General features: G+C 69.0%; 18 protein-coding genes and 1 pseudogene. 6 read left to right on the top strand and 13 right to left on the bottom strand.

The window, feature by feature from the left end:
• Nucleotides 1-14 precede the first annotated feature (14 nt).
• Complete coding sequence (locus ACFY1E_RS42725; protein ID WP_389086604.1) at nucleotides 15-2,126, bottom strand: hypothetical protein; 2,112 nt, start codon at nucleotides 2,124-2,126, stop codon at nucleotides 15-17.
• A 220-nt stretch (nucleotides 2,127-2,346) separates the two neighbouring features.
• On the opposite strand from ACFY1E_RS42725, the pseudogene ACFY1E_RS42720 reads away from it, so the two are divergent.
• Nucleotides 2,347-2,703 (top strand): annotated as a pseudogene (locus tag ACFY1E_RS42720) (toll/interleukin-1 receptor domain-containing protein); the annotation flags it as partial.
• Nucleotides 2,704-2,994: 291 nt separating this feature from the next.
• On the opposite strand, the gene ACFY1E_RS42715 reads toward ACFY1E_RS42720, so the two are convergent.
• From ACFY1E_RS42715 to ACFY1E_RS42705, 3 genes are all read right to left on the bottom strand, one after another.
• Nucleotides 2,995-3,735 (bottom strand): hypothetical protein, encoded by a 741-nt coding sequence (locus ACFY1E_RS42715; RefSeq protein ID WP_389086889.1) that lies wholly within the window; start codon nucleotides 3,733-3,735, stop codon nucleotides 2,995-2,997.
• Between the two features lie 324 nt (nucleotides 3,736-4,059).
• The gene (locus tag ACFY1E_RS42710) at nucleotides 4,060-4,350 is read right to left on the bottom strand and encodes a hypothetical protein (protein WP_389086601.1); all 291 of its coding nucleotides are present in this window, start codon (nucleotides 4,348-4,350) and stop codon (nucleotides 4,060-4,062) included.
• Nucleotides 4,347-5,039 (bottom strand): HNH endonuclease family protein, encoded by a 693-nt coding sequence (locus ACFY1E_RS42705; RefSeq protein ID WP_389086599.1) that lies wholly within the window; start codon nucleotides 5,037-5,039, stop codon nucleotides 4,347-4,349. Before ACFY1E_RS42705 ends, ACFY1E_RS42710 begins: the two co-directional genes overlap by 4 nt.
• 209 nt (nucleotides 5,040-5,248) lie before the next feature.
• On the opposite strand from ACFY1E_RS42705, the gene ACFY1E_RS42700 reads away from it, so the two are divergent.
• Genes ACFY1E_RS42700 through ACFY1E_RS42690 form a run of 3 tightly spaced genes read left to right on the top strand, consistent with a single transcriptional unit; the run spans nucleotide 5,249 to nucleotide 10,578 of the window.
• Nucleotides 5,249-5,908, top strand: coding sequence for a hypothetical protein (locus ACFY1E_RS42700; protein WP_389086596.1), 660 nt, complete (start codon nucleotides 5,249-5,251; stop codon nucleotides 5,906-5,908).
• A gap of 7 nt (nucleotides 5,909-5,915) precedes the next feature.
• Nucleotides 5,916-7,436, top strand: coding sequence for a DNA polymerase Y family protein (locus tag ACFY1E_RS42695; protein ID WP_389086594.1), 1,521 nt, complete (start codon nucleotides 5,916-5,918; stop codon nucleotides 7,434-7,436).
• A 13-nt stretch (nucleotides 7,437-7,449) separates the two neighbouring features.
• Nucleotides 7,450-10,578: an error-prone DNA polymerase gene (locus ACFY1E_RS42690; protein ID WP_389086592.1), complete on the top strand. Its 3,129-nt coding sequence runs from the start codon at nucleotides 7,450-7,452 to the stop codon at nucleotides 10,576-10,578.
• Between the two features lie 217 nt (nucleotides 10,579-10,795).
• On the opposite strand, the gene ACFY1E_RS42685 is transcribed toward ACFY1E_RS42690, so the two are convergent.
• Both ACFY1E_RS42685 and ACFY1E_RS42680 read right to left on the bottom strand, forming a co-directional pair.
• Nucleotides 10,796-11,215, bottom strand: a complete 420-nt coding sequence (locus tag ACFY1E_RS42685; protein ID WP_389086589.1) for a PIN domain-containing protein — start codon at nucleotides 11,213-11,215, stop codon at nucleotides 10,796-10,798.
• On the bottom strand, nucleotides 11,212-11,970 hold the full coding sequence (locus ACFY1E_RS42680) for a hypothetical protein (RefSeq protein WP_389086587.1): 759 nt from the start codon (nucleotides 11,968-11,970) through the stop codon (nucleotides 11,212-11,214). Before ACFY1E_RS42680 ends, ACFY1E_RS42685 begins: the two co-directional genes overlap by 4 nt.
• A 272-nt stretch (nucleotides 11,971-12,242) precedes the next feature.
• On the opposite strand from ACFY1E_RS42680, the gene ACFY1E_RS42675 reads away from it, so the two are divergent.
• Nucleotides 12,243-12,485, top strand: a complete 243-nt coding sequence (locus tag ACFY1E_RS42675; RefSeq protein WP_389086879.1) for a hypothetical protein — start codon at nucleotides 12,243-12,245, stop codon at nucleotides 12,483-12,485.
• Between the two features lie 222 nt (nucleotides 12,486-12,707).
• Entirely contained in the window at nucleotides 12,708-13,229 is a 522-nt protein-coding gene (locus ACFY1E_RS42670) for an XRE family transcriptional regulator (protein ID WP_389086584.1), read from the top strand.
• A 96-nt stretch (nucleotides 13,230-13,325) separates the two neighbouring features.
• Here ACFY1E_RS42670 and ACFY1E_RS42665 read toward each other — a convergent pair whose 3' ends face one another.
• From ACFY1E_RS42665 to ACFY1E_RS42635, 7 genes are read right to left on the bottom strand one after another with little or no spacing between them, the layout of a single operon-like run.
• A complete protein-coding gene (locus ACFY1E_RS42665) occupies nucleotides 13,326-14,378 on the bottom strand; it encodes a SpaA isopeptide-forming pilin-related protein (protein ID WP_389086582.1) in 1,053 nt (350 codons plus the stop codon).
• Between the two features lie 58 nt (nucleotides 14,379-14,436).
• A complete protein-coding gene (locus ACFY1E_RS42660; RefSeq protein WP_389086579.1) occupies nucleotides 14,437-14,931 on the bottom strand; it encodes a hypothetical protein in 495 nt (164 codons plus the stop codon).
• A 26-nt stretch (nucleotides 14,932-14,957) separates the two neighbouring features.
• Nucleotides 14,958-15,434, bottom strand: coding sequence for a hypothetical protein (locus ACFY1E_RS42655; protein ID WP_389086577.1), 477 nt, complete (start codon nucleotides 15,432-15,434; stop codon nucleotides 14,958-14,960).
• A 29-nt stretch (nucleotides 15,435-15,463) separates the two neighbouring features.
• Entirely contained in the window at nucleotides 15,464-16,339 is an 876-nt protein-coding gene (locus ACFY1E_RS42650; protein ID WP_389086575.1) for a DUF317 domain-containing protein, read from the bottom strand.
• Between the two features lie 45 nt (nucleotides 16,340-16,384).
• On the bottom strand, nucleotides 16,385-17,038 hold the full coding sequence (locus ACFY1E_RS42645; RefSeq protein ID WP_389086572.1) for an HAD-IA family hydrolase: 654 nt from the start codon (nucleotides 17,036-17,038) through the stop codon (nucleotides 16,385-16,387).
• Nucleotides 17,035-18,198 carry an MFS transporter gene (locus tag ACFY1E_RS42640; RefSeq protein WP_389086570.1) on the bottom strand — a complete coding sequence of 388 codons (1,164 nt, stop codon included), beginning with the start codon at nucleotides 18,196-18,198 and terminating at the stop codon, nucleotides 17,035-17,037. The genes ACFY1E_RS42645 and ACFY1E_RS42640 overlap by 4 nt, the downstream gene beginning before the upstream one ends.
• A complete protein-coding gene (locus tag ACFY1E_RS42635) occupies nucleotides 18,195-19,415 on the bottom strand; it encodes an ATP-grasp domain-containing protein (RefSeq protein WP_389086876.1) in 1,221 nt (406 codons plus the stop codon). Before ACFY1E_RS42635 ends, ACFY1E_RS42640 begins: the two co-directional genes overlap by 4 nt.
• Nucleotides 19,416-19,475: the final 60 nt, after the last annotated feature.

The raw sequence follows: 19,475 nt of genomic DNA, 5'->3' as shown, positions 1-19,475 counted from the left end.
TGGCCGACTAACCGTCAGGAGCGGCGGAGCTCGCTCTTGTCGAGGACGAGGAGATCCAGACCAGCGTCGGAGCAAAGCTTGGCGGCCTGCTCGCGAGTCGTCTGGGGAACGGTGTCGACGGCAGCAAGTAGGTGGATGTCGACGTCCAAGCGGGTGCTCAGGGCGATGTCGTGGGTGAGCTGGTCCGTCGTGAACTGGGACGCGGACGTCTTGACCTCGCCGGACAGCACGCGCCCGCCGTAGAGGCCGAAGACATCGGCCTCGCCGCGCGTCTGGTCGGTGAACCACAGGTCGATGCCGGGCAGGAAGTACGAGTTCGGCTCCTTCTTGGTCAGTTCGGCGATCACGAGCAGGTGGGGAAGAAGACCCTGGTCGCTGGCGCGGTCGACAAAGCCGTCGAGCCGGTAGAAGACGGAAAGGCCGTCCGCCGTGGTCTCGTACCGGGATGGCGAGGAGCAGCCTGGGCACACCGGTCGGCGCTGCGTCTGTTCGAAGGGGTGGAAGGTGCGGACCCCGCACTGGGCACAGTTGGTCTCCACCCCGCGTTCGGCCCAACCGAGTTCACACAGGCGTTCAGCCGCCTCGGAGGCCCGCTGCGGCGACAGCTCCAACTTCGTGGTGGGGCGATACCGGCGCTCGGCGCGGCCACCCCACATTGAGGCGAGCTCGACCAGCTGCGCGTCGTCGTCCGCCCCTTCCGCCCTGATCTTCCGCAGCTCCTTGAGGAGTTCCTTGGACCGGGGAGTCGTGAGGGCGATCACGGCTTCGTAGACACCTGGTTCGAGGAGAGCGGCGATGACAGCCTGAGCCTGCAACACGACCCCGAGCTTGCCCTTGTCAGAGAGGGCGTGACGGGCGCTCGCCTGCTCCAACACGGCCTCGGTCGCCCGTGCGAGCGTGGGCACGGTCAGCGCGAAGATGTAGTCGTTCTGCGCGGGGGTGCGCAGCTGGATGCTGTCCCCACGCCATTGCGCGTTCTTCTCGACGAGCGACGCGACGCAGTCGCGTCGGGGCAGGCCGTCGAGCGGGCTGCCCCACAGCCGGACCAGCGCCCAACTGCCTTGGGTGTGGAAGTGGACGGGCGAGGTGAACCGAAGTGTGCTCGTGTCCCCGGCGAACACGTGCACGTCGAACGAGGTCGACAACCCGTACTCACGCTCCCTCAGCAGCCACGAGCGGGGATCGAGGCCGGTCCGGTACGTGAAGGGAGGCTGCCGAAGCGCGGGAGTGGGGAACTGTGTGCCGATCCGGACCTCCCCCTCCGTGCGCTGCAACTCCAGGACCTCGGCGATCTCGTTCAGTTTCTCCCGGGGGACGTTTCTGCTGAGCAGCATCACATCGGGGGAGAACTCCGCAGGTCGGCCCAGCATGCCGGCGAGCTGTTGGGCGAGACCCAGCCAGTGCTGAACCTCTCCGGTGGGCAGCAGCACCATGGGCATCCCGGCGTGGCTGACCGGCCGTAGCGCACGGGCGTTCCAGAACGCGACGCAGTCCTCGACGTCGTCGGGCTCAGTGACCCACACCGCAGCGGGCAGCGAACCGAAGGCGTTGCTGCGGTGCTCGCCGAACTGCGCGATCGTGCTCTGCAGATGGGTGGCTCCATACATCTGCGTCCGGCCGTACTCGTCGGGCAGGCCCGAGCGAACGGCGAGAGCGGTGCGCCGCAGTTCGTCTGCCTGGTCCTCGCTGAGGAGGCCGGCAGCGGCCACTTGCCACAGCGGCGCGCCGTCCACGGCGACGACCGGCAGGGTGGACGGCTGCACAGGAGGGTTGACGTGCAGCGGGTGGCAGGTGAACATCGCGGCGCCAGCCTGGTCGATCTGGGCGATCCGGACACAGGGCAGGCCGAAGGCTGCAGCCGCGCGCTGGGCGTCGGCGCCGTCGACGTCCACGTTGACGACGGCTTCGACCTTCGCCGTGGCTACGGTCTCGCGCAGTTCGTCGGGGATCTCGCCGTTCTCCGGCACGGCGAGGATGGGTTCGGTCATCCCGCCCCACCGGGTGCTCGCCTCCTGCACTGCCTGGCGGAAACCGGGATCGCTGCCCGCGCGGATGAGATAGGCGGCGCGTGCCGGCAGTACGGCGGCCTGCATCATCGACTGGCCGAGATAGTCCTTGCGGTCCATGCGGACGATCCTCGCAGTACCAGGAAGGTGCTCACACTGTTTCGCCACGCTTGAACATCATGCGTGGCGGTGTTCCAGCTCGACCGCAAGTCCGACTCCCCGGCGGTTGGTAGCCAGCTATCCGTGCCACGAAGGCCGCGACCGCCTCTGCGAACACGTGCCAGCTCGGGAGTTTTCGTCGATTTGACGATTAGATGCCGGAGCTGAGAAACTCAAGCCCATGCGCGCGTTCATCTCGCACAACCACCGCGACAAGCCCGCAGTGAAGCCGCTCGCCGCCCGGCTGCGGCTGCTTGGTGTCGACGTATGGCTTGACTCCTGGGAGATCCGCCCCGGAGACACCATCCCCGGCAAGGTCAACCAGGCTCTGAGCGTGGTCGACACTGTGATGGTCTTCTGGTCCGAGAACGCCTCCAAGTCTCGATGGGTGAACACCGAGTGGGAGACAGCCCTGACGCGCAGCCTGGACGATGACTCAGTCCGGGTCATTCCCGTACTCCTCGACGAGACCCCGCTACCAGCTCTTCTACGGCGGATCATGTGGGTCTCTTTGACGGACGACGATGTAGATCGCGCCGCGCGAGAACTCGTAGGTATCGAATCCCAGGCCGACCTCGTCAAGGCCATGCAGCAGACCGTCCAGCAATCGGGCCTCGGCTACCAATACTTCCACGGGTACGGCGTGGCCGTGGGCTGCCTCAAGTGTGGGGCACCAAGCTCAAAACTGGAGGGGTGGAGCGGGGTGGACCACTCTCGTGATGACCTGTACGCGGGAGTGCGGTGCACCCAGTGCGGCTGGAACGAGGGGGCGAAATCTGACGCCGAACAGCGAGCCCGTGCTGACGCAGCGTGGACCCCTCCCTCACTCCTAGAACGGTGCGGCCGTCGCGCTCCGCCAGGAGGCACCGAGTTCCGCGAGCCGCCCCCGAAGTGCACCGCGCTGCTCCTCCAGATCCTGCGAGGCCGGCGAGAGCAAATAGACGTTGTCCCTATAGAGGCGGAACCCCAGGCTCTGCCACCCCAGGGCGATCTTGGCGTTCACGCGGTCCCACTCGGACCGTTCTGTCAGCCGCTGACTGCTCAGGTCGGTGACGCCAGGCGAGCAGGCGATGGCCCGGCAACCCGGCATGAGCCGGTGGATCGCCTCGCAACCGAGTACGGCCGCCAGGCCGTGCCCGCGCCACGGCGGATCCAGCTTCACCCGATCCATGACGAGCAGAGCGGAACCGACGTACTCCAGCAGCTCGCCGACCTCGCTGGTGAAGGAACCCGTCTGCGGGTCGAGGAGGACCTGGGCGATCTCGTACAGCTCCTCGGAGACCTCCTCCATGGCCCAGTAGGCATTCCGGCCGCGGTCGAGATGCACCCGGTAGAAGGTCATCTCCCCGACGGCGACATCCTCCGTCGTGCACGACGGGCTTCCCGCAGTGGCGAAGCCCCTCCCCTCCTCCTGGCCCTGCCCGCCGTCATGCGTAGGCCGACGGTGCAGGACGGCGACGTTCCAGCGCTCCAGCGTGTCGGCCTGCGGGGTGTCCCAGAGTTCGTCGTCGTAGGAGATGCGCAGGTGCAGCTCGGTGGGGTCGCCGGGCAGCGACGGGGACTCGATCACTGCGGCAGCCTAGCGAGGCACGCGCGTTCGACTGCCCGTCTTCTGCTCCGCGGGCACTGCCGCCCGGCGGCGAGATGTGCCGGGCGACTTCGGGCAGGGCCAGGCGGACAGGTCGGCGCCCGTCGTGGTCGTTCCAGACCGCCACGGCTCTGGCCGGAGCCGTCAACCGCAGTCGGTAGCGAGGGCTCGTGGGTTTGTGCCATCGGACCTTGAGCACGTGCCATCGATTCTTGAGGGCCGAAGGGCGAGGCCCTTCTGCTATGGCCGGCAGCTTGCTGTGGCTGCTCTGCTGACCTGGCAGCGGAGGGGCGTGTCGATTCGGCGCTATGCCCGGCCCGGGCTGGGAGCGCAGGCCGCGCCACCCGCCCGGATGGCCTTGATGACGGCGCCCTGGACGGCGGCCAGGCCGTCTTCGGGCATCGCTACAGGGCTTCCTTCCAGTACGTACCACTCGTCGGCGCCGGTGTACTGGACGCTGATGGCGGCGGTGCCGTCGCCTGCGTCGGTGGTCGTGACCGTGAGGTCGCCAGTGATGACCCCGACCTCAACGGTCATGGCTCCGCCGGGGCCGGCGGTGACCTGACCCGTCAGCGCCGGCTGCTGGTGTTGGTTCATTGCTCGCAGGTGTCCAGCATCTCGCTGAGCTTGGCCTTCTCTGGTTCGGTGACGTTGAGGCGGTACAGGTGCTTGATGTCCACCCATGCCCGGGAGTAGGTGCACCAGTAGGCGTGCCGTGATGGCGCCCACTGATCGGGGCTCTGATCGCCTTTCTGGCGGTTGCTGCGGGCGGAGACCGCGATCAGCTGCGCATGGACGAGGTCGTTGGCGAACTTCCTGCGCTGTGGTGTGGTCCACGTGTCAGCACCGGAACGCCAACCGTTGGCCAATGGCACGACGTGGTCAATGTCGAGCTGGCCGGAGTTGGTGAACGTCTCGCCGTCGTACTCGCTGTACCACGTCCCCGAGATCGCACGGCACATCTCGTCCTGTTTGACGTCCTGGCCGTCGCGGGCGAGGACGACTTCGCGGGTGTCGCACTCGCCGTATTGCTTGATCCAGTGGGGGAACTTGGCCCGGCTGTAGCCCTGCATCGAATGCGGCGGCGCCACGTGCAGCCCGGCCAGCTCCGTCCGAACCACACCCACGGGCGGCGGCTCCGGCAGCGTCGCCGCGCGGACGGGCGGGGCCGTGGAGGGCAGGTGCGTCGTAGCGGGTGCAGCGGTTCCGGTTGCTGCCGGGACGAGCAAAGCGGTGGCTGCAGCGGCCACGGTGACGGCGGTGCGCCACCAGGATTTGTTGACCATGCAGGGGGCATGACCAGCAGAAACGGTCCCGCATGCGGGATGTCACCCGAACGAGGACGCCTCGCCCTTCGTTGCCGTAGGTCTGGCCACCTGAGGCCACGCGGTCAGAGTTCGGAGGCACGCGCTCAAGGTCCGATGGCACAGGACAGTGGGAGTGACATGACATTCGGCGGCTTGCATTTCTCGCACAGGGAATCGAACATGTGTTCATGCGCGTCGTTTCGCCTGGTGAGCGAGGGACTCCGGAGGCGACCGGAGTCCAGTCCAGCACGCTCTCCAGCCTGCTCCCGGGCGGGCGGCTGCCCCACGGGGCGGTGGTGAGTGCTGGGGGCGACCTTCCCTTGCTGATCGCGTTGGCCGCGGAGGCCGCGGTCGACGGCGGGGCCTGGGCGGCGGTCGGTTTGCCGCAGCTCGGGGGGCTGGCTGCGGCGGATGCCGGTCTGGATCTGGCGTGCGGGCTGGCCGTACCGGAGCCGGGATGGCGGTGGCCCGAGGTGCTGGCGACGGTGTGCGAGGCGGCGCCGGTGGTGTTGCTCGGCCCGGTGGGGCAGGTGGCCCTGCGGACCAGCCGTCGCATTGCGGCCCGTGTGCGGCGTTCCGGTACGACGTTGCTGACCTGGCAGGACTGGCCGGAGGCGCAGCTGCGGCTGCGGGTGGCCGAGGCTCGTTGGGAGGGGCTCGGGGACGGGTTTGGTCTGCTGGCCGGCCGCCGTGTCCGTCTGGTGGTGGCCGGTCGGGGCGCGGCGGCGCAGCCGCGGCATGCCGAAATGTGGCTGCCGGGTCCGGACGGCTCTGTAGAGCTCATTGCCGAGCCCGCTGCCGGTGTGGACGTGGATGTGGTGCCGCTGCGGCCCATCACCGCGGGGTGAGTCGGCCGTGCGTGCACTGGTGATCTGGGCGATGGACTGGCCCGTGGTGGCCGCGGGTGCGGATCACACCGAACCTGTGGCGATCATCGCGCGGGAACGGGTGATGGCCTGTTCGAAGGAGGCCCGCCGGCAGGGAGTGAAGCGGGGGATGCGGGTACGCCAGGCATCCGGGCGCTGCCCCCAGCTCAGGCTGCTCGACCGGGACCCTGAAGCGGAGACGCGGGCGTTCGAGCCGGTGCTGCGCCTGCTGGAGAAACGGATCGCTCCGCACATGGAAGTCCTGCGCCCCGGGCTGATCGCCCTGCCCTCGCGCGGACCCGCCCGGTATTTCGGCGGCGAGCCGGCTCTCGTGGAGCACATCACCACCGTGCTCACCGAGGCCGGGATCGAATCACGTACCGGAGCGGCGGACACCGTGTTCGCCGCCGCCCTGGCGGTCCGCGCCGGGCAGGTGGGCCAACTGGTGCCCGCTGGGCAGACGGCCGAGTTTCTGGCTCCGTATCCGGTGGGTGTGTTGGGCCGTCCTCGGCTGTCTCAGCTGTTGCCCCGCTTGGGCATTACCACCTTGGGGGCGTTCGCGGCGCTGCCCAGTGATCGGGTGCTGGGCCGGTTCGGTCACGATGCCGCCGCGGCCCAGCGCACCGCAAGGGGCTTGGAGGCCCGGCCGCTCAACACGTCGGGGGCGGACGTGGACTACAGCGTGGCCGAGGCATTTGAGCCGCCCGAGGACAATCTTGAGCCGGTCGCGTTCATCGCTAAAGCCCTCGCCGAACAGCTCCACATCCGTCTTGCGGGGGCCGGCGCGGTGTGCGCCAGGCTGCAGGTCGAAGCGGAACTGACGGGCGGGGTGCGCCTGTCGAGGGTGTGGCGGCACGAGGGGCGTCTTTCTGCGCTGGCGGTGGCCGAGCGCGTGCGCTGGCAGATCGCCGCCTGGGCCGAGACCGGACAGCTCGACGCCTCCGAGGCGGGGATCACCGCACTGCGCCTTATCCCGGAGGGGCTGTCGGCGGCCACCGGCCGGCAGTCGCTGTTGTTCGGGCCTCGGATCGCGCCGGAGGAACTGGAGCACGCCGCAGGACAGCTGCAGGCGATGCTCGGCCATCGCGCGGTGGTGCGCCCCGAACTCGCCGGAGGCCGCGGGCCGGGCGAGCGGATCGTGCACATCCCGTACGGCGATGCACGTGCGCGCCCGTTGGTCGAGGGGACGTGGCCGGGCCGGCTGCCGGCCCCGCATCCGGCAGTCGTCTACCCCACCCCGCGCCCCGCTCAGCTGGTCGGGACAGAGGGCGGCACGGTCGGGGTGAGTGGACGCACCCTGCTCACCCAGACCCCGGCCGCGCTGTCCATCGACGGCGCCGCGCCGGTGGCGGTGACCGGGTGGACCGGACCGTGGCCGGTGCTGGAGGACTGGTGGATCCCCGCGCAGGCCCGCCGCCTGGCACGTCTCCAAGTCGCCTGCGCGGACGGCCGTGCCTGGCTGCTGCACATCCAGGACGGCCGCTGGGCGGTGGAGGCCCTCTATGGCTGACCCTCGCGGGAGGGTGCTGAACTTCCCCGGAACGCGCGCCGCGCCGACGCCCGTGGGCGGCGGCTGGGCAGAGTTGCACGTGCACTCCGCCAGTTCGTTCCTCTTCGGCGCCAACCACGCGGAGGCATTGGTCGCCGAGGCCGTCCACCTCGGTATCGAGGCCCTGGCGATCACCGACACCAACGGGCTGTACGGCGCGAGACGTCTGGCGGAGGCCGCGAGCGAATACGGCATCGGCACCATCTACGGCGCCGAACTCACCCTCGACCAGGACCTCGGGTCGATCGTGGTGATCGCCCGCAGCCTGCTGGGATTCACCCGCCTGTCCGCGGCGATCAGCGCCGGGCAGCTGGCCGGCGCCAAGAACGCCCCGGTCTACGACCTCGACGCGCTCGCGGCTGCCGCGTACGAGGGAGAGTGGGCGATCCTCACCGGCTGCCCCGTCGTCGGCGAGGCGGCCTATGACAGCGACGCCGTCCACGCACGCATCGACCGGCTCGTGGACCTCTTCGGCCGCACCCATCTGCACGCCGAACTCGTCGATCACCGACTGCCCGAAGACGGTCCACGCAACGCCGCCCTGCACACGGCGGCCGAGCGATGGCGGCTGCCCGTGGTGGCCACGAACGCGGTCCGCTACGCAGCCCCGCGCTCGGCACGGCTGGCGGCGGCGCTGACCGCACTGCACCGCCGCGAGAGCCTCGACACCGCGATCGGGGAACTGCCTCCGGCTCCGACGGCGCATCTGCGCACCGCCGAGGAGATGAGCATCCTGATGGCCCGCTACCCGCAGGCCGTCGTATCCACTGTCGACCTCGCCCGCAACAGTGTCATCGACCTGAGCAAACTGCGCCCGCAGCTGCCGGACTTCGAGGTGCCCGCCGGGCACACCCCCGACAGCTATCTGCGTCACCTCGCCGAAGCAGGCTGCGCCCGCCGCTACGGGCCACGCACCGACCCGGCAGCCGACGCGGCCTGGAAACAGCTCGACTACGAGCTGTCCGTGATCAACGACATGGGCATGCCCGGCTACTTCCTGATCTGCTGGGACATCACGCGGTACGCGGCCGAGCAGGGGATCTGGTGCCAGGGGCGCGGCAGCGCCGCCTCCTCGGTGGTCTGCTACGTGCTCGGCATCACCAGCGTCGACGCGCTCAGGCACGGCCTACTCTTCGAGAGATTTCTGCACGCCGAAAAGACCGACCCGGACATCGATATCGATTTCGAGAACGACCGGCGCGAGGAGGTGATCCAGTACCTGTATGCCAAATACGGCAGGTCGCACTGCGCCCAGGTGGCGAACCTCATCACCTACCAACCCCGCCTGAGTGTGAGGGATTCCGCGCGCGCCCTCGGCTATCCCATGGCACGGATCAATGAGATGACCCGCCACATTCACCACGAGCCACCAGGGCCCGAGGCCGACATCCCCGACGATGTACGCTCACTCGCGGGGCAACTGCATACATTGCCGCGGCATTTGGGCATCCATGTCGGAGGGATGGTGCTGACCCGTCAGCCCATCGGGGAAATCATGCCGGTGGAATGGGCCACCCGAGAAGGGCGATCGGTACTGCAAGGCGATAAGGACGATGTGGCCGCCGCTCAACTTCTGAAAATTGACATCCTGGGATTGGGCATGCTGGCCGCATTGCACACCGCGTGCGATCTCATTTCCGAACACCACGGAATCAGGCTGGACATGGCCTCGATTCCGCAGGACGACCCGGACGTGTACGCCATGATTGCCGCAGGTCGGACCATAGGCGTGTTCCAGGCCGAGTCGAGGGCGCAGGTCTCGACCCTGCCGCAGCTGCAGCCACGATGTTTCGACGACCTCGCGGTGGCCGCCTCTATCATTAGGCCGGGCCCCATTCAGGCCGGATCAAAGCATCCGTATTTGCGGCGGCGGGCCGGACTGGAGCCCGTCACCTATCCGCATCCGCTCGCCGAGCGGGCACTAGCCAAAACGCTCGGGGTCCCTTTGTGGCAAGAACAGGCCATGGCTCTGGCTATCGAATGTGCGGGTTTCACCCCGGGCGAGGCGGACCGTCTCCGTAAGGCGATAGCCGCCAAACACTCTCCGGAAAGGGTGGCGCAGCTGCGCGGACGACTGCTTGCTGGGATGGCCGCCAAGGGAATCGACCAGGCCGCCTCCGAGCGCATTGTGGGCATGATAGAAGCGTTTTCGGATTACGGATTCCCGCAGTCTCACGCCCAGTCGATGGCGGGCATCATCTACGCCAGCGCCTGGGTGAAGTACCACTTTCCGCACGCCTTGCTGGCGGGGATTATGGCGCACCTCCCGATGGGCTTCTATGACTCTCAGACGCTCATCCAGGATGCCAAGCAACATGGCATCGAGGTCCGCGGTGTCGACATCCAGCGCTCCGGCGTGCACGCCACGCTCGAGCCTTTCGCCGATCAGCCGGAACGGCGGCCGGCGATCCGCCGCGGGCTGACCTCGGTGACCGGGATCAGCGAGGAGATCGCCGAGCGGATCCTGACCGCGCGCGGCAGCGTGGCGTTCCGGTCGGTGGCCGACGTCGCCCGCCGTACGCGGCTGTCGGCGAAGCTGATGGAGCAGCTGGCCACCGCCGGGGCGTTCGACGGCCTCGGCGTTGACCGGCGCACCGCCCTGTGGTCGGCCGGCGCCTATACGGGCGAGATCCAGGACGTCCTGCCGGGGTTGGACGACCTGGCGCCCGCGCCGGTGCTGCCGGTCATGACCGCGGCCGAGGCCACCGCCGCCGACCTCGACGCCTCCGGCGCCAGCGCCACCAACCACCCCGCGCAGCACCTCCGTACTCTGCTGGCCTCACAGGGGGCGCAGCCTGCGCGCGAGGCCCGTGGCCTGGCCGACCAGACCCGGGTTCGGGTCGGCGGGCTGGCCAAGTACATCCAACGGCCCCCGACAGCCAGGGGAGTGGCGTTCGGGGCCCTGGAAGATGAGACCGGCATGATCAACTTGGTGTTCTCTCCCCCGGTCTGGGAACGCACGCGAGAGGCAGTCCTCGGCGCCCCTGCGGTGCTGCTGGAAGGGCACATCGAGCGTGACCGCGGCTCGGTCAACATGATCGTGCACCACGCGTACGCACTCGCAGGCCCCGCTCGGGCCCATCAGCCAGGGCGCTTCAGGTGACGATCCGAGGGAAACGAAGCTTCACAGCACCCTCGACAGGTCATCTTGAAGACCATCGGGCATCACGCCCGGCACTGCGGGTCGGGCGCGAGCGCTGTCCCTCTGCATCGTGGGCATCGGACTCCTCCTCACCTCCCGGACATAGTCGCGGCATCGAGCAGCGTGGGTGGTCAGGTCAGCGTTGAGCAGATGGATTAGAGATCCTTCGCGGACGCAGCTACAGCGGTTGCCCTGTGTCGAACCGTATCTGCTTGAACGACGGCCAAAAGCGGGCAACGGTCTCGTAATCCTTATCGACGTGAAGCACAGCCAGGTCTTCCACATGGGCCGTGGCCGCGAGTACGAGGTCAACGGGGCTACAGCAGCGGTGCGCCCCCTTGGCTGTCAGGGCCTCCTGCATGCTTCGAGCTGCGTTGTACACCTCCGGTCCAGGCGTAAAGGACTCAAACAGCTTAGCGAGCGAACCAAGCAACTTGACGCGATCGCCGGCCTTCTGTGCGGAGTAGCAAATCTCAAACTCGATAAGCGGGATGATGCCCACCTCGCCACGAGCAATGACCGATCTCCATGTCGGGTAGAGACCTGGATCCTGAAAGAAGCGGTGCACGGCAGACGTATCGATCACGTACCTGATCACTCGGCGGCCTCATCATCGACGTCAAGTGCACCAGCAAGCGCCTCCAGGTCTTGAAGCACGGCGTCGACTGATTTAAGGGTGCCTTTGGTCTCATCATCTGGATGAGCACCCAGAGGCGAGTATTGAATCTGAAGGCGCTGGATCGCCGCCCGCATTGCGCGAATATCCTTGTCAGTGACGCGATGCGTGGCGAGATCCATGGCAGCCCGCAGAAATGCCCCACTACCCATAGTCGGGTCGCTGATCTGCAGGTTCCTGGCCGCAGAAAGAACTTCGGGCGACGGCAGGTTCTCCAGCGCCGCACTAACCAACGCTAGATGCCTGTCAAATTCAGTCACCAATGAGGCCGGGGTATGCCATCTCAACTTAGCCGGGACGGGGCCAACCCTTTCGGGAGCTCGGGAAACGCTTTTAAACTCCACAAGGCCGAAGTCGCGATTCCCGAACTCGCTCGCAACTTCATACGCAAGATCAACAGAGCCCTCTACTTGGGCGCCCTCGACGGAACATGAAGTATCCTCTGATGCGACACCGGCAGGAGTCGCCCTGTACTTCTGTTTTTCGTCGAGGACATTCCAATCAAGGTCGCCGCCCCTCACCATGGCGGCCACCTCATCAATGGCTTCCTCGCGCTCTCCTTGCTCTGCGACCTCCCGCAAGGCTGCGTTGATGGTGTCCTTAATCGTGGACGTACCAAGACGCGCTTTGGCAGCCGCCAGAAGCTTGGGATCGACGTCCACCGTCGTCTTCGGCATCCGTCTACCTCTCGCACTGAACTCTGGAGTACGGATGCCCACGGTACCGGGAGACACCTCCCACAGGTAGGTCTGACCAAGCAGCTCCCAGTCGGCCTCAGCGCTCATGAGGACCAGCCGCCCGCTGTCACACAGAGTCACCCTCGACAGTTCAGGCGGGCTACCGAACCCTAGAGTTGAACAGACCCTGCCAGAAGTTATCCACAGGATGGCATCCATCTGTGGAGCAAGTCGTACGGTGCTGAGAAATGATCAGGAGCACGGGGTGCGCAATGCGGTACGGCGTGGTGGTGGAGGAGCTGGCCTCCGAGGTGATGGGCGAGCTGCCGACGGAGGCTCTGCGGGAGGTTCTGGAACTCGTTGAGCAGGTGCGCGCCGCGCCGCGGGTGTGGCCTGATGTGAGGGACCCCGGCAGCGTTGAGGAGATTCGCGAGGCGTTCGGGGCTCGCTGCTGGATCCAGTTCATGCCGCATGTTGGGGCGATCGAGGTACGCGAGATCGGGTGGGCCGGATAGCGAGACTGTTCCGCTCACCGAGTTAAATCGGGCCCCTGATGCGCCGCAGACCCCTTGCGATCAAGCGACTACGTCAGGCATTTCCACCGCTCGCCACGGCCGGGATCGACAGGACACGGAGCCCCAGCAGCATTGACCGCGTCAGGCTGGGGCCCGCGTCCAAGGTGGGTGACCAGTACGGAACTGCGTTGACAAGATCGACGGATTCGCGATGGTGTACGGATGACGCGCCGGCGGCTGCACGGCCAGCGCTCCGCCCCGTTTGCCGCTGGAAGGATCGAGGTGACAGGGATGGCCGCCGCGGGGGAAACCGAACAGCATGTCGAGACGCAGCTGGCTGACCTGGTCCGCAGCCGACGCGCGGAGCTGCGCTTGAGCCTCCGCGGCTTGGCAGCCGAATGCGTCGACCCTCTCACGGGCAAAAGCGGGCTGATCGGGTACAACTGGGTCGACCGCCTGGAGAAACAGCTGTCCGTCACGCCCCCTCAGCTGCCCGAACTGCGGGCACTTGCCGCAGGACTCGACCTGGCGCTCCCCCTCGTCCAGGCCGCCTCCGCCGCACAGTTCATGGGAATCACGTCCCGCCCTGGCCGCTCCCCCGAGACGCGGGCAATGCTCGCTTACCTGGAGGAAATGTCGGAGGCGGAGCGTAGGCAGGTTCTAGCCATCGTCGAGGCGTACGACCGGCATCGCATCACACACGCCAACGGGCAAAACGGCGGCGAGTCGAGGAGCGGGACGTGACTGGCGCGGCGGTCAGCCGCTGGTGGCGCAGGAGGGCGGATACGCACCAGGCCCCCGGGACTGGGTCCCGGGGGCCTGGTATTGGAGGAAGGCCGGTTAGTTGGTCTCGGCGTTCTCTCCCTGCTCGGGCTCGGAGTCGGTGCGGCGGCGCGCGACGACGACCGCGCCGATGCCGCCGGTGACCAAGAGGCCAGCGCCTGCGAGGAGCCAGGGAGTGGCGTCGGCGCCCGTGTGGGCGAGGGAGCCGACCGCGGTCTTCGGGGACGCTGATTCCGTCCCGTCCCCGGTCGGGGCAGGCGAGGAGGCGGTGTCCGGCGTGTCGGTGGCCGTCGGGTTGAGCTTCGACGTGCCGGGGGTGTTCTCGGTCGGGTTGTCCGTGGACGTGGCCGGGCTGCCGGTCGGCTGCCCCGTGGGCTTCTCGGTCGGGGCGGGCTTGGGCGTGGTGTCGGTCTTGGCATTGGTGACGGTCACGGTGACGGGGGCACCGGGCCCAGTGGTGAAGGTCTTCGCGGGCTTGTAGAGGTCGTAGCCGGCGGGGGCCTTGATTTCCTTTGCCCAGAACAGCGTCTTACGGCTCGACATCGGCAGTTCTCCGGAGGCCGTGCCCTGGGCTCCGGTGGTCAGGGTGAGCAGTGTCGAGGTGCCGGCGCCGATGTTCACGGTCGCGCCGGGCAGGAGCTTGCCGGTCTTGTAGTCCTTGGCCTGCAGGAGGACCTTGGCTGCCTTGAACGGGTCGACGATCGTGATCGGGGTGTCCGTGCCGGGGGTGACGATGACGTCCTGGTCGTCGACCGTGTCGTACAGGTTGCTGCCGCTGGAGGTCTCCTTGAGGCGGTAGACGCCGGGTGCGAGGTCCGTGAAGGCGAGTTTGCCCTGGGTGTCGGTCTTGCCGGTGGCGGTCTCCGTGCCCGCGGAGTCGAGGAGGGTGAAGGACGCGCCGGCGAGCACGTCGCCGGTGGGGTCCTTCTTCAGGATGGCCACTCCGCCGGTTTCCGGCTCGGCCGCGTTGCGCGGAGTCGGGGACGTGGATGCGGACGGGGTGGGATCGGTGCTCTGGGCCGAGGCGGTCGGCGCCCAGGACAGGCTGCCGGTCACCGTGGCGGCGACGGCAACAGCGACCGGGAGGGTACGAGCGGAGCGGATGCGCAAGAAGGAACTCTCCAAGGGATACAAGGGAACTGGCAAGGCAGGCATGCGGGTCAGTGGTTCAGCGGGAGCGGCCCGGCGCCGGGCGCGGGGGCGAAGTGGGCGGTCCGCTTACTGAACGGGAGGGTGCGGTGATCGCGTAGCGGCGGGCGGCGGCGCGGACGAGTTGCTGCTGCCGCTCGACGGGCAGTTGTGTGATGCCGGCCAGGCCCTGGGCGATGGCCAGGCCGAAGGGGGATCCGGCGTCCAGGCCGGCGGCCTGGACGATCTGCGCGGCGGCCTCGGCTTCGACGAGGATGCCGTAGGTGCGGGGGACGCCGAGCAGGTGCTCGGCGTGGTCGCGGGCGCCGTCGAGAATGTCGGTGAGCGGGAGGTCGTCGTTGAGGCAGTCCTCGACGATGTCGAGGAGGGTCAGCGTCGCGCTGTGCAGCCGGTCGCGGAAGTCGGGGTCGGTGATCCAGAAACCGTTCGGGCCCGCAGGCGCAGGCGGGCCGGGGACCGCGGCAGTCGGCGCCGGTGGCCGTCGGTGCGAGCGGAACCAGTGGGGCGGGGACATCCAGACTCCATGGCGTGGTAGGCGGTTCAGCGGGTGCGGGGAGAGGCCCCGGTGGTGGGTGTGGGCGGGGCGACGGGTCGTGTTGCCGGACGGGACGCGGCAGGTGGCGGGAACCAGAAGTGGGCGTACTGCTCGATCGCGGTACGTAGCCCCGTGCCGTCCGCGCCGTGCCACGGTGGCTGTCTGTTGTGGGCGTGCCAGTCGCGGATGACGGCGTAGCCGTCTCGGCCGGGCACAAGGTCGCGAGCCGCGTCGCGGCGGGCGAAGGTGCCGTGGTCGGCGAAGCGGAGGATCGCGGTGTCGAGGACGCCGTACTCAGGGTGGACGACGCGCAAGCGAAGTCCGTCGTACTCGCCGTGGCGGATGGTCGGGGCGAAGTCGATCCGCAGCCGCAGCGGCGAGTTCGGCTGCGGGACTGCGTAACAGGTGGTGCCGACGACGGCGTACTGGTGGAAAGACAGTTCGATGACGTCGTCGAAGAACTGCTGGGCGTGCAGGGCCAAGGAGACTCTCTCGGACGCAGGGGATCTGGTCAGCGGCGGGGGCCGGAGCGCCGGGCGGGCAGGACTGCCGACGGAGTTGTCGTGGTGCTCCAGCGCGGGATGCTGCGCGTGCTCAGCGCGGGCGCCCGGCGGGGGGCGGTACGCCGGACGTCGAGCGGTGTCGGAACGGGGGGCGCGGGCGGTGTGACGGGAGTGAGCTGTGCGGCCTCGCGCAGCCCGGGGAGCATCGAGTCCCTCCAGCGCGGCAGGGGTTCCGGGTCGGACACGCTCTGGGTGATGGCCTTCACCAGGGCTGTGGGGGTGTTGGTGGTGGCGGTGGCGTACCAGCGGGCGTAGCCGCTCCTCGGTCCGCCCCACAGGTGCCATCGGGCCTCAAGGGTGGTGAGTTCCTTCTGCGGGTCGAGGCGGCCGGTGGCGTATTCGCACGTGGCCATCCCATCTGCGGACTGCAGTTCCATCACCCCCCAGCGCGGGCGCTGGAACTGCCAGCCGTTCTTGATGAGCGGCACGACGGCGTCGAAGGCACCGAGCTCGGGGTCCTTGAGGTCGGGCTCGGCGAGGTAGGTGTCGGGGCCGGCGGTGTACGCCTGGGCGAGGGCGGTGGTGAAGGCTGCGGCGAACTCCGTGGGCGCCATGTCGTTAAAGCTCACACCCCATGCGGGTGGGCCAAACCGGTCGCGGTAGGCGTTGATCCGCCACAGTCCGTCGTCTTCTCCCTCGGGTAGATAGCCGAGTCGGACGCGGTGGTCGGGCGCAGTGACATAGACGTTGCCGAGCTCGTCGTGGCGGAGGTCGAAGCCGAGCGCGAGGAGCGGCTCCAGAGCGGGGTCTCCGGTCCAGGTGCTGCCGGCCAGGTAGCGCGGGGATACATAGACGTCGCCGTCGATCTCTTCGGTGTTGGGCACGAAAGTCCTGGGGTCGGGGCTGATGGTGAGCAGAGCGGCGTGCCGTCAGGAACCGATGCTGTCCGCCAGGACGGGCAGCAACTGCTGTTCCAGATCGGCGGGTTGGCCGGCGTAGTGCAGGGTGGGCAGGCCCAGCTCGGCGGCGGCCCGGCAGTTGTCCTCGCGGTCGTCGACGAACAGCACGCGCGCCGGGTCGTCGGCGCCGGTGGCGGCCAGGGCGTGTTCGTACGCGGCCGGGTCGGGCTTGCACCGGCCCAGGCGGGCGGAGTACAGGGCGTCGGTCATCAGGTCGTGCCGCCAGTCGGTGGCGTCCAGGACGTTGCTGAGGTGGGCCGGGGCGTTGGAGAGCAAAACCATCGGCAGCCTCGCGGCCCGGGCGCGGTAGAGGATGTTGAGGACGTGCGGGTCGGTGCGGGTCCACAGGGCGGTGTCGGCATCGCGCAGGGTGCGCAGCCAGCGCGGGCCGGGGTGGTGGCCGAGCACCTTGGCCCAGTAGGCGAGATCGCTCAGTTGCCCTGCGTCGTAGGCGTTGCGGGGTGCCCAGAAGGCGTCCTGGAACGAGGGGAGATGCCGGTCGGGCCACTCGGCGAGGTCGGCCAGGCGGGTCCACATGGCAGCCGGGGGGTGCAGGCCGGCAACCCCGTTGTAGTCGAGGATCAGGGCTTCTACGCCGGTCCGGGAGTCGGAGGTGCGGGTCAAGGGGTCGGTCTCTCCAGGGCTTTGGGGGCGAGGACGGCGACGGTTACGGCGAGGAGGGCGGGCAGCAGCAGCGCGTGTGGGAGGGCGGTGACGGTGGCGAGGGCGCCGATGAGGGCGGGGCCGGCGAGCAGGCCGGCGTAGCCGGTGACCGCGACGGTGGCGACCGCGCGGGGTCCGCCGACGCCTGCGGCGGTGATCAGGCTGGGGATGGTGACGGACAGGCCCAGGCCGAAGGCCGCCCAGCCGAACAGGGCGAAGGCGATGGTGGAGCCGGCCAGTCCGGTGGCGAGGCCGAGCGCGGCCAAAGCGGCGCCGGCGCGTACGACGGCCGACGCGCCGAAGCGGGCGGTGAGCCGGTCACCGGCAAGGCGGCCTGCGGCCATGGCGGCGCTGTAGGCCCCGTATGCCGCAGCGCTGGTCGCGGCCGTCGCGCCGAGGTCGTGCAGGTGGACGGCAGCCCAGTCGGCAGCAGCGCCTTCGCCCAGCAATGCTGCCGCCGCCAGGCCGCCCAGCAGCCACACGCGGGGCCGCGACTGGCCCCCGCGTTCGCCCGAGCCCTGTGCAGCGGGATGGTGAGCGGGCTTGAGTCCCAAGCTGGCGAGAGTCCGGGTCGGAGCCGTCGTGGCTCCGGCCGCCACCGCGGCGCAGACGGCGACCACGGTGAACAGAACGGCGTGTGAGGTGTGGGTGGTGGCCGCGGCCAGCGCGGCGCCGAGGAGGGCGCCGAGGCTGTAACTCGCGTGCAGCCGACCCATGATGGGGCGGCCGTGGGCGTCCTGACAGCGGACCGCCGCAGCGTTGGCCGTGACGTCGAGGACGCCGTGCGCGATGCCGAAGACGAACGCCGCCGCGCACAGACTTTCCAGAGTGGAGCAGGCCCCGAGGACGGCGAGGCAGGCGGCGAGAGCGATGGCGCCGCCGGTCAGCAGCGCGGGCAGGCGGGCCGGGCGGGCGAGGCGCCCACCCGTCTGGAGTCCGGCGACCATGCCGAGGGCGGCGGCCAGCAGGACCAGGGCAAGCCCTCCGGTGCTCACGTCGGCGGCGGCCTGGACGGCGGGCATACGAGCGCCGAAGACGGCCATCACCACGCCCAGGCCGGCGAAGTACCCGATCAGCAGGCGGCGGCTGCGCACCACCTCGATCGCGACGGTCTTCCTCACGCGGCTTGTTCCCCGGTGGCCGGAGCCGTCTGCGTGGCGGCGACCACCTGGACGTCGAGGTGGCGGTACGCCTCCTGGGCGCGGTCCTGGGCGGCCGTGGCGGTCGGCCCGGTGGTGATGACATAGCCGATGCGGGCGGTGAACAGGTTGCCGCCGTCCTGGGGGAGCAAGAGCTGGTCTTCGGGCTGTCGTTGGAAACGCACGCGCTCCACTCCCCCGGTGGGCTTCGCGACACGGCAGGCGGTCAGGGTGCCGGAGTAGGCGGGGTAGATGAAGCGGATCGCCGCGGCCTGGTGGCGGGTAGGCGTCAGGTCGGGGGTCCGTCCGCAGGCGATGTCGGCGGCGGCGCGGGCGAGATCGACGCCGGTGGCCAGGTGGACGAGGTGGCCGATCATGTCGCCGGCGATGCGCGCGTTGACCTCGATCAGGCGGGGGTGGCCGTTGACGATGCGGAGTTCGACGTGGCTGACGCCGTCGGTGATGCCGACGGCGTCGAGGGCCGCGACGGCGACCGGAGCCACGGTGGCGAGCAACGGGTCGTTCGCGTCGACCACGTGCGCCAGCTCCTCGAAGAAGGGCCGCATCCCGACGGTCTTGCGGGTGACGGCGACCACGGTGGTCTGGCCCCGGTGGGTGACACACTCGACGCTCACCTCCGGGCCGTCGAGGTACTCCTCGACCAGGACCTGGGTGCTCTCCACCCCGTGGCCGGCGGTGCGCGCGGCGAGGGCGTACGCGGCCGGCAGGTCGTCGGCGGAATCGACGCGGATGACGCCCATGCTCGCGGCGTGGGCGGCGGGTTTGAGGACGACGGGATAGCCGATGAGCGCGGCGGCATCGGTCGCCTCCCGCTCGGTACGCACGTTGACGGATACGGCCGACGGAACTCCGTGGCGGGCGAACAGGCTCCGGCTCGTGTGCTTGTTGCGGCAGCCCTGGAGGGCTTCCGGAGCCGTGGTGGGCAGGCCGAGCTGGCGGGCGAGCCGGGCGACCGGGACGAGGTACCACTCGGTCCACGTCACCACGCCGGCCAGCTCATAACGTTCGGCGAGCGCGCGTCCAGCCGTGACGAGTGCCGCCAGGTTGGTCGGGTCGGCGACGGCGTAGTCGAGGAGGAGCTCCTTTTCCCAGGTCGGCTCGGCGCCCGAGATCAGGACGACGTCGTAGTGGGCGGCGACGTTTTCCAGGCAGGTGCCGCGGTACAGCTGGGCCTCCATGTCGGCGGCTGCGACAACCAGGACGACTGGGCGAGAGGACAACAAGGCTCCAAACAGTGG

Origin of the sequence: Streptomyces sp. NPDC001604 (assembly GCF_042893475.1) — a bacterium.
In the GTDB taxonomy this organism is placed as follows: Bacteria; Actinomycetota; Actinomycetes; order Streptomycetales; family Streptomycetaceae; genus Streptomyces.
This window is presented reverse-complemented; position numbering and strand designations above follow the sequence as displayed.

Bases quoted from the DNA above. Each gene is read 5' to 3' on its own strand.
- ACFY1E_RS42725 (WP_389086604.1), bottom strand. From the start codon at position 2,126: ATGGACCGCAAGGACTATCTCGGCCAGTCGATGATGCAGGCCGCCGTA.
- ACFY1E_RS42680 (WP_389086587.1), bottom strand. From the start codon at position 11,970: ATGCCGAAGACGACGGTGGACGTCGATCCCAAGCTTCTGGCGGCTGCC.
- ACFY1E_RS42705 (WP_389086599.1), bottom strand. From the start codon at position 5,039: ATGGTCAACAAATCCTGGTGGCGCACCGCCGTCACCGTGGCCGCTGCA.
- ACFY1E_RS42635 (WP_389086876.1), bottom strand. From the start codon at position 19,415: ATGGAGGCCCAGCTGTACCGCGGCACCTGCCTGGAAAACGTCGCCGCC.
- ACFY1E_RS42660 (WP_389086579.1), bottom strand. From the start codon at position 14,931: ATGTCCCCGCCCCACTGGTTCCGCTCGCACCGACGGCCACCGGCGCCG.
- ACFY1E_RS42675 (WP_389086879.1), top strand. From the start codon at position 12,243: ATGCGGTACGGCGTGGTGGTGGAGGAGCTGGCCTCCGAGGTGATGGGC.
- ACFY1E_RS42670 (WP_389086584.1), top strand. From the start codon at position 12,708: ATGACGCGCCGGCGGCTGCACGGCCAGCGCTCCGCCCCGTTTGCCGCT.
- ACFY1E_RS42710 (WP_389086601.1), bottom strand. From the start codon at position 4,350: ATGAACCAACACCAGCAGCCGGCGCTGACGGGTCAGGTCACCGCCGGC.
- ACFY1E_RS42700 (WP_389086596.1), top strand. From the start codon at position 5,249: ATGCGCGTCGTTTCGCCTGGTGAGCGAGGGACTCCGGAGGCGACCGGA.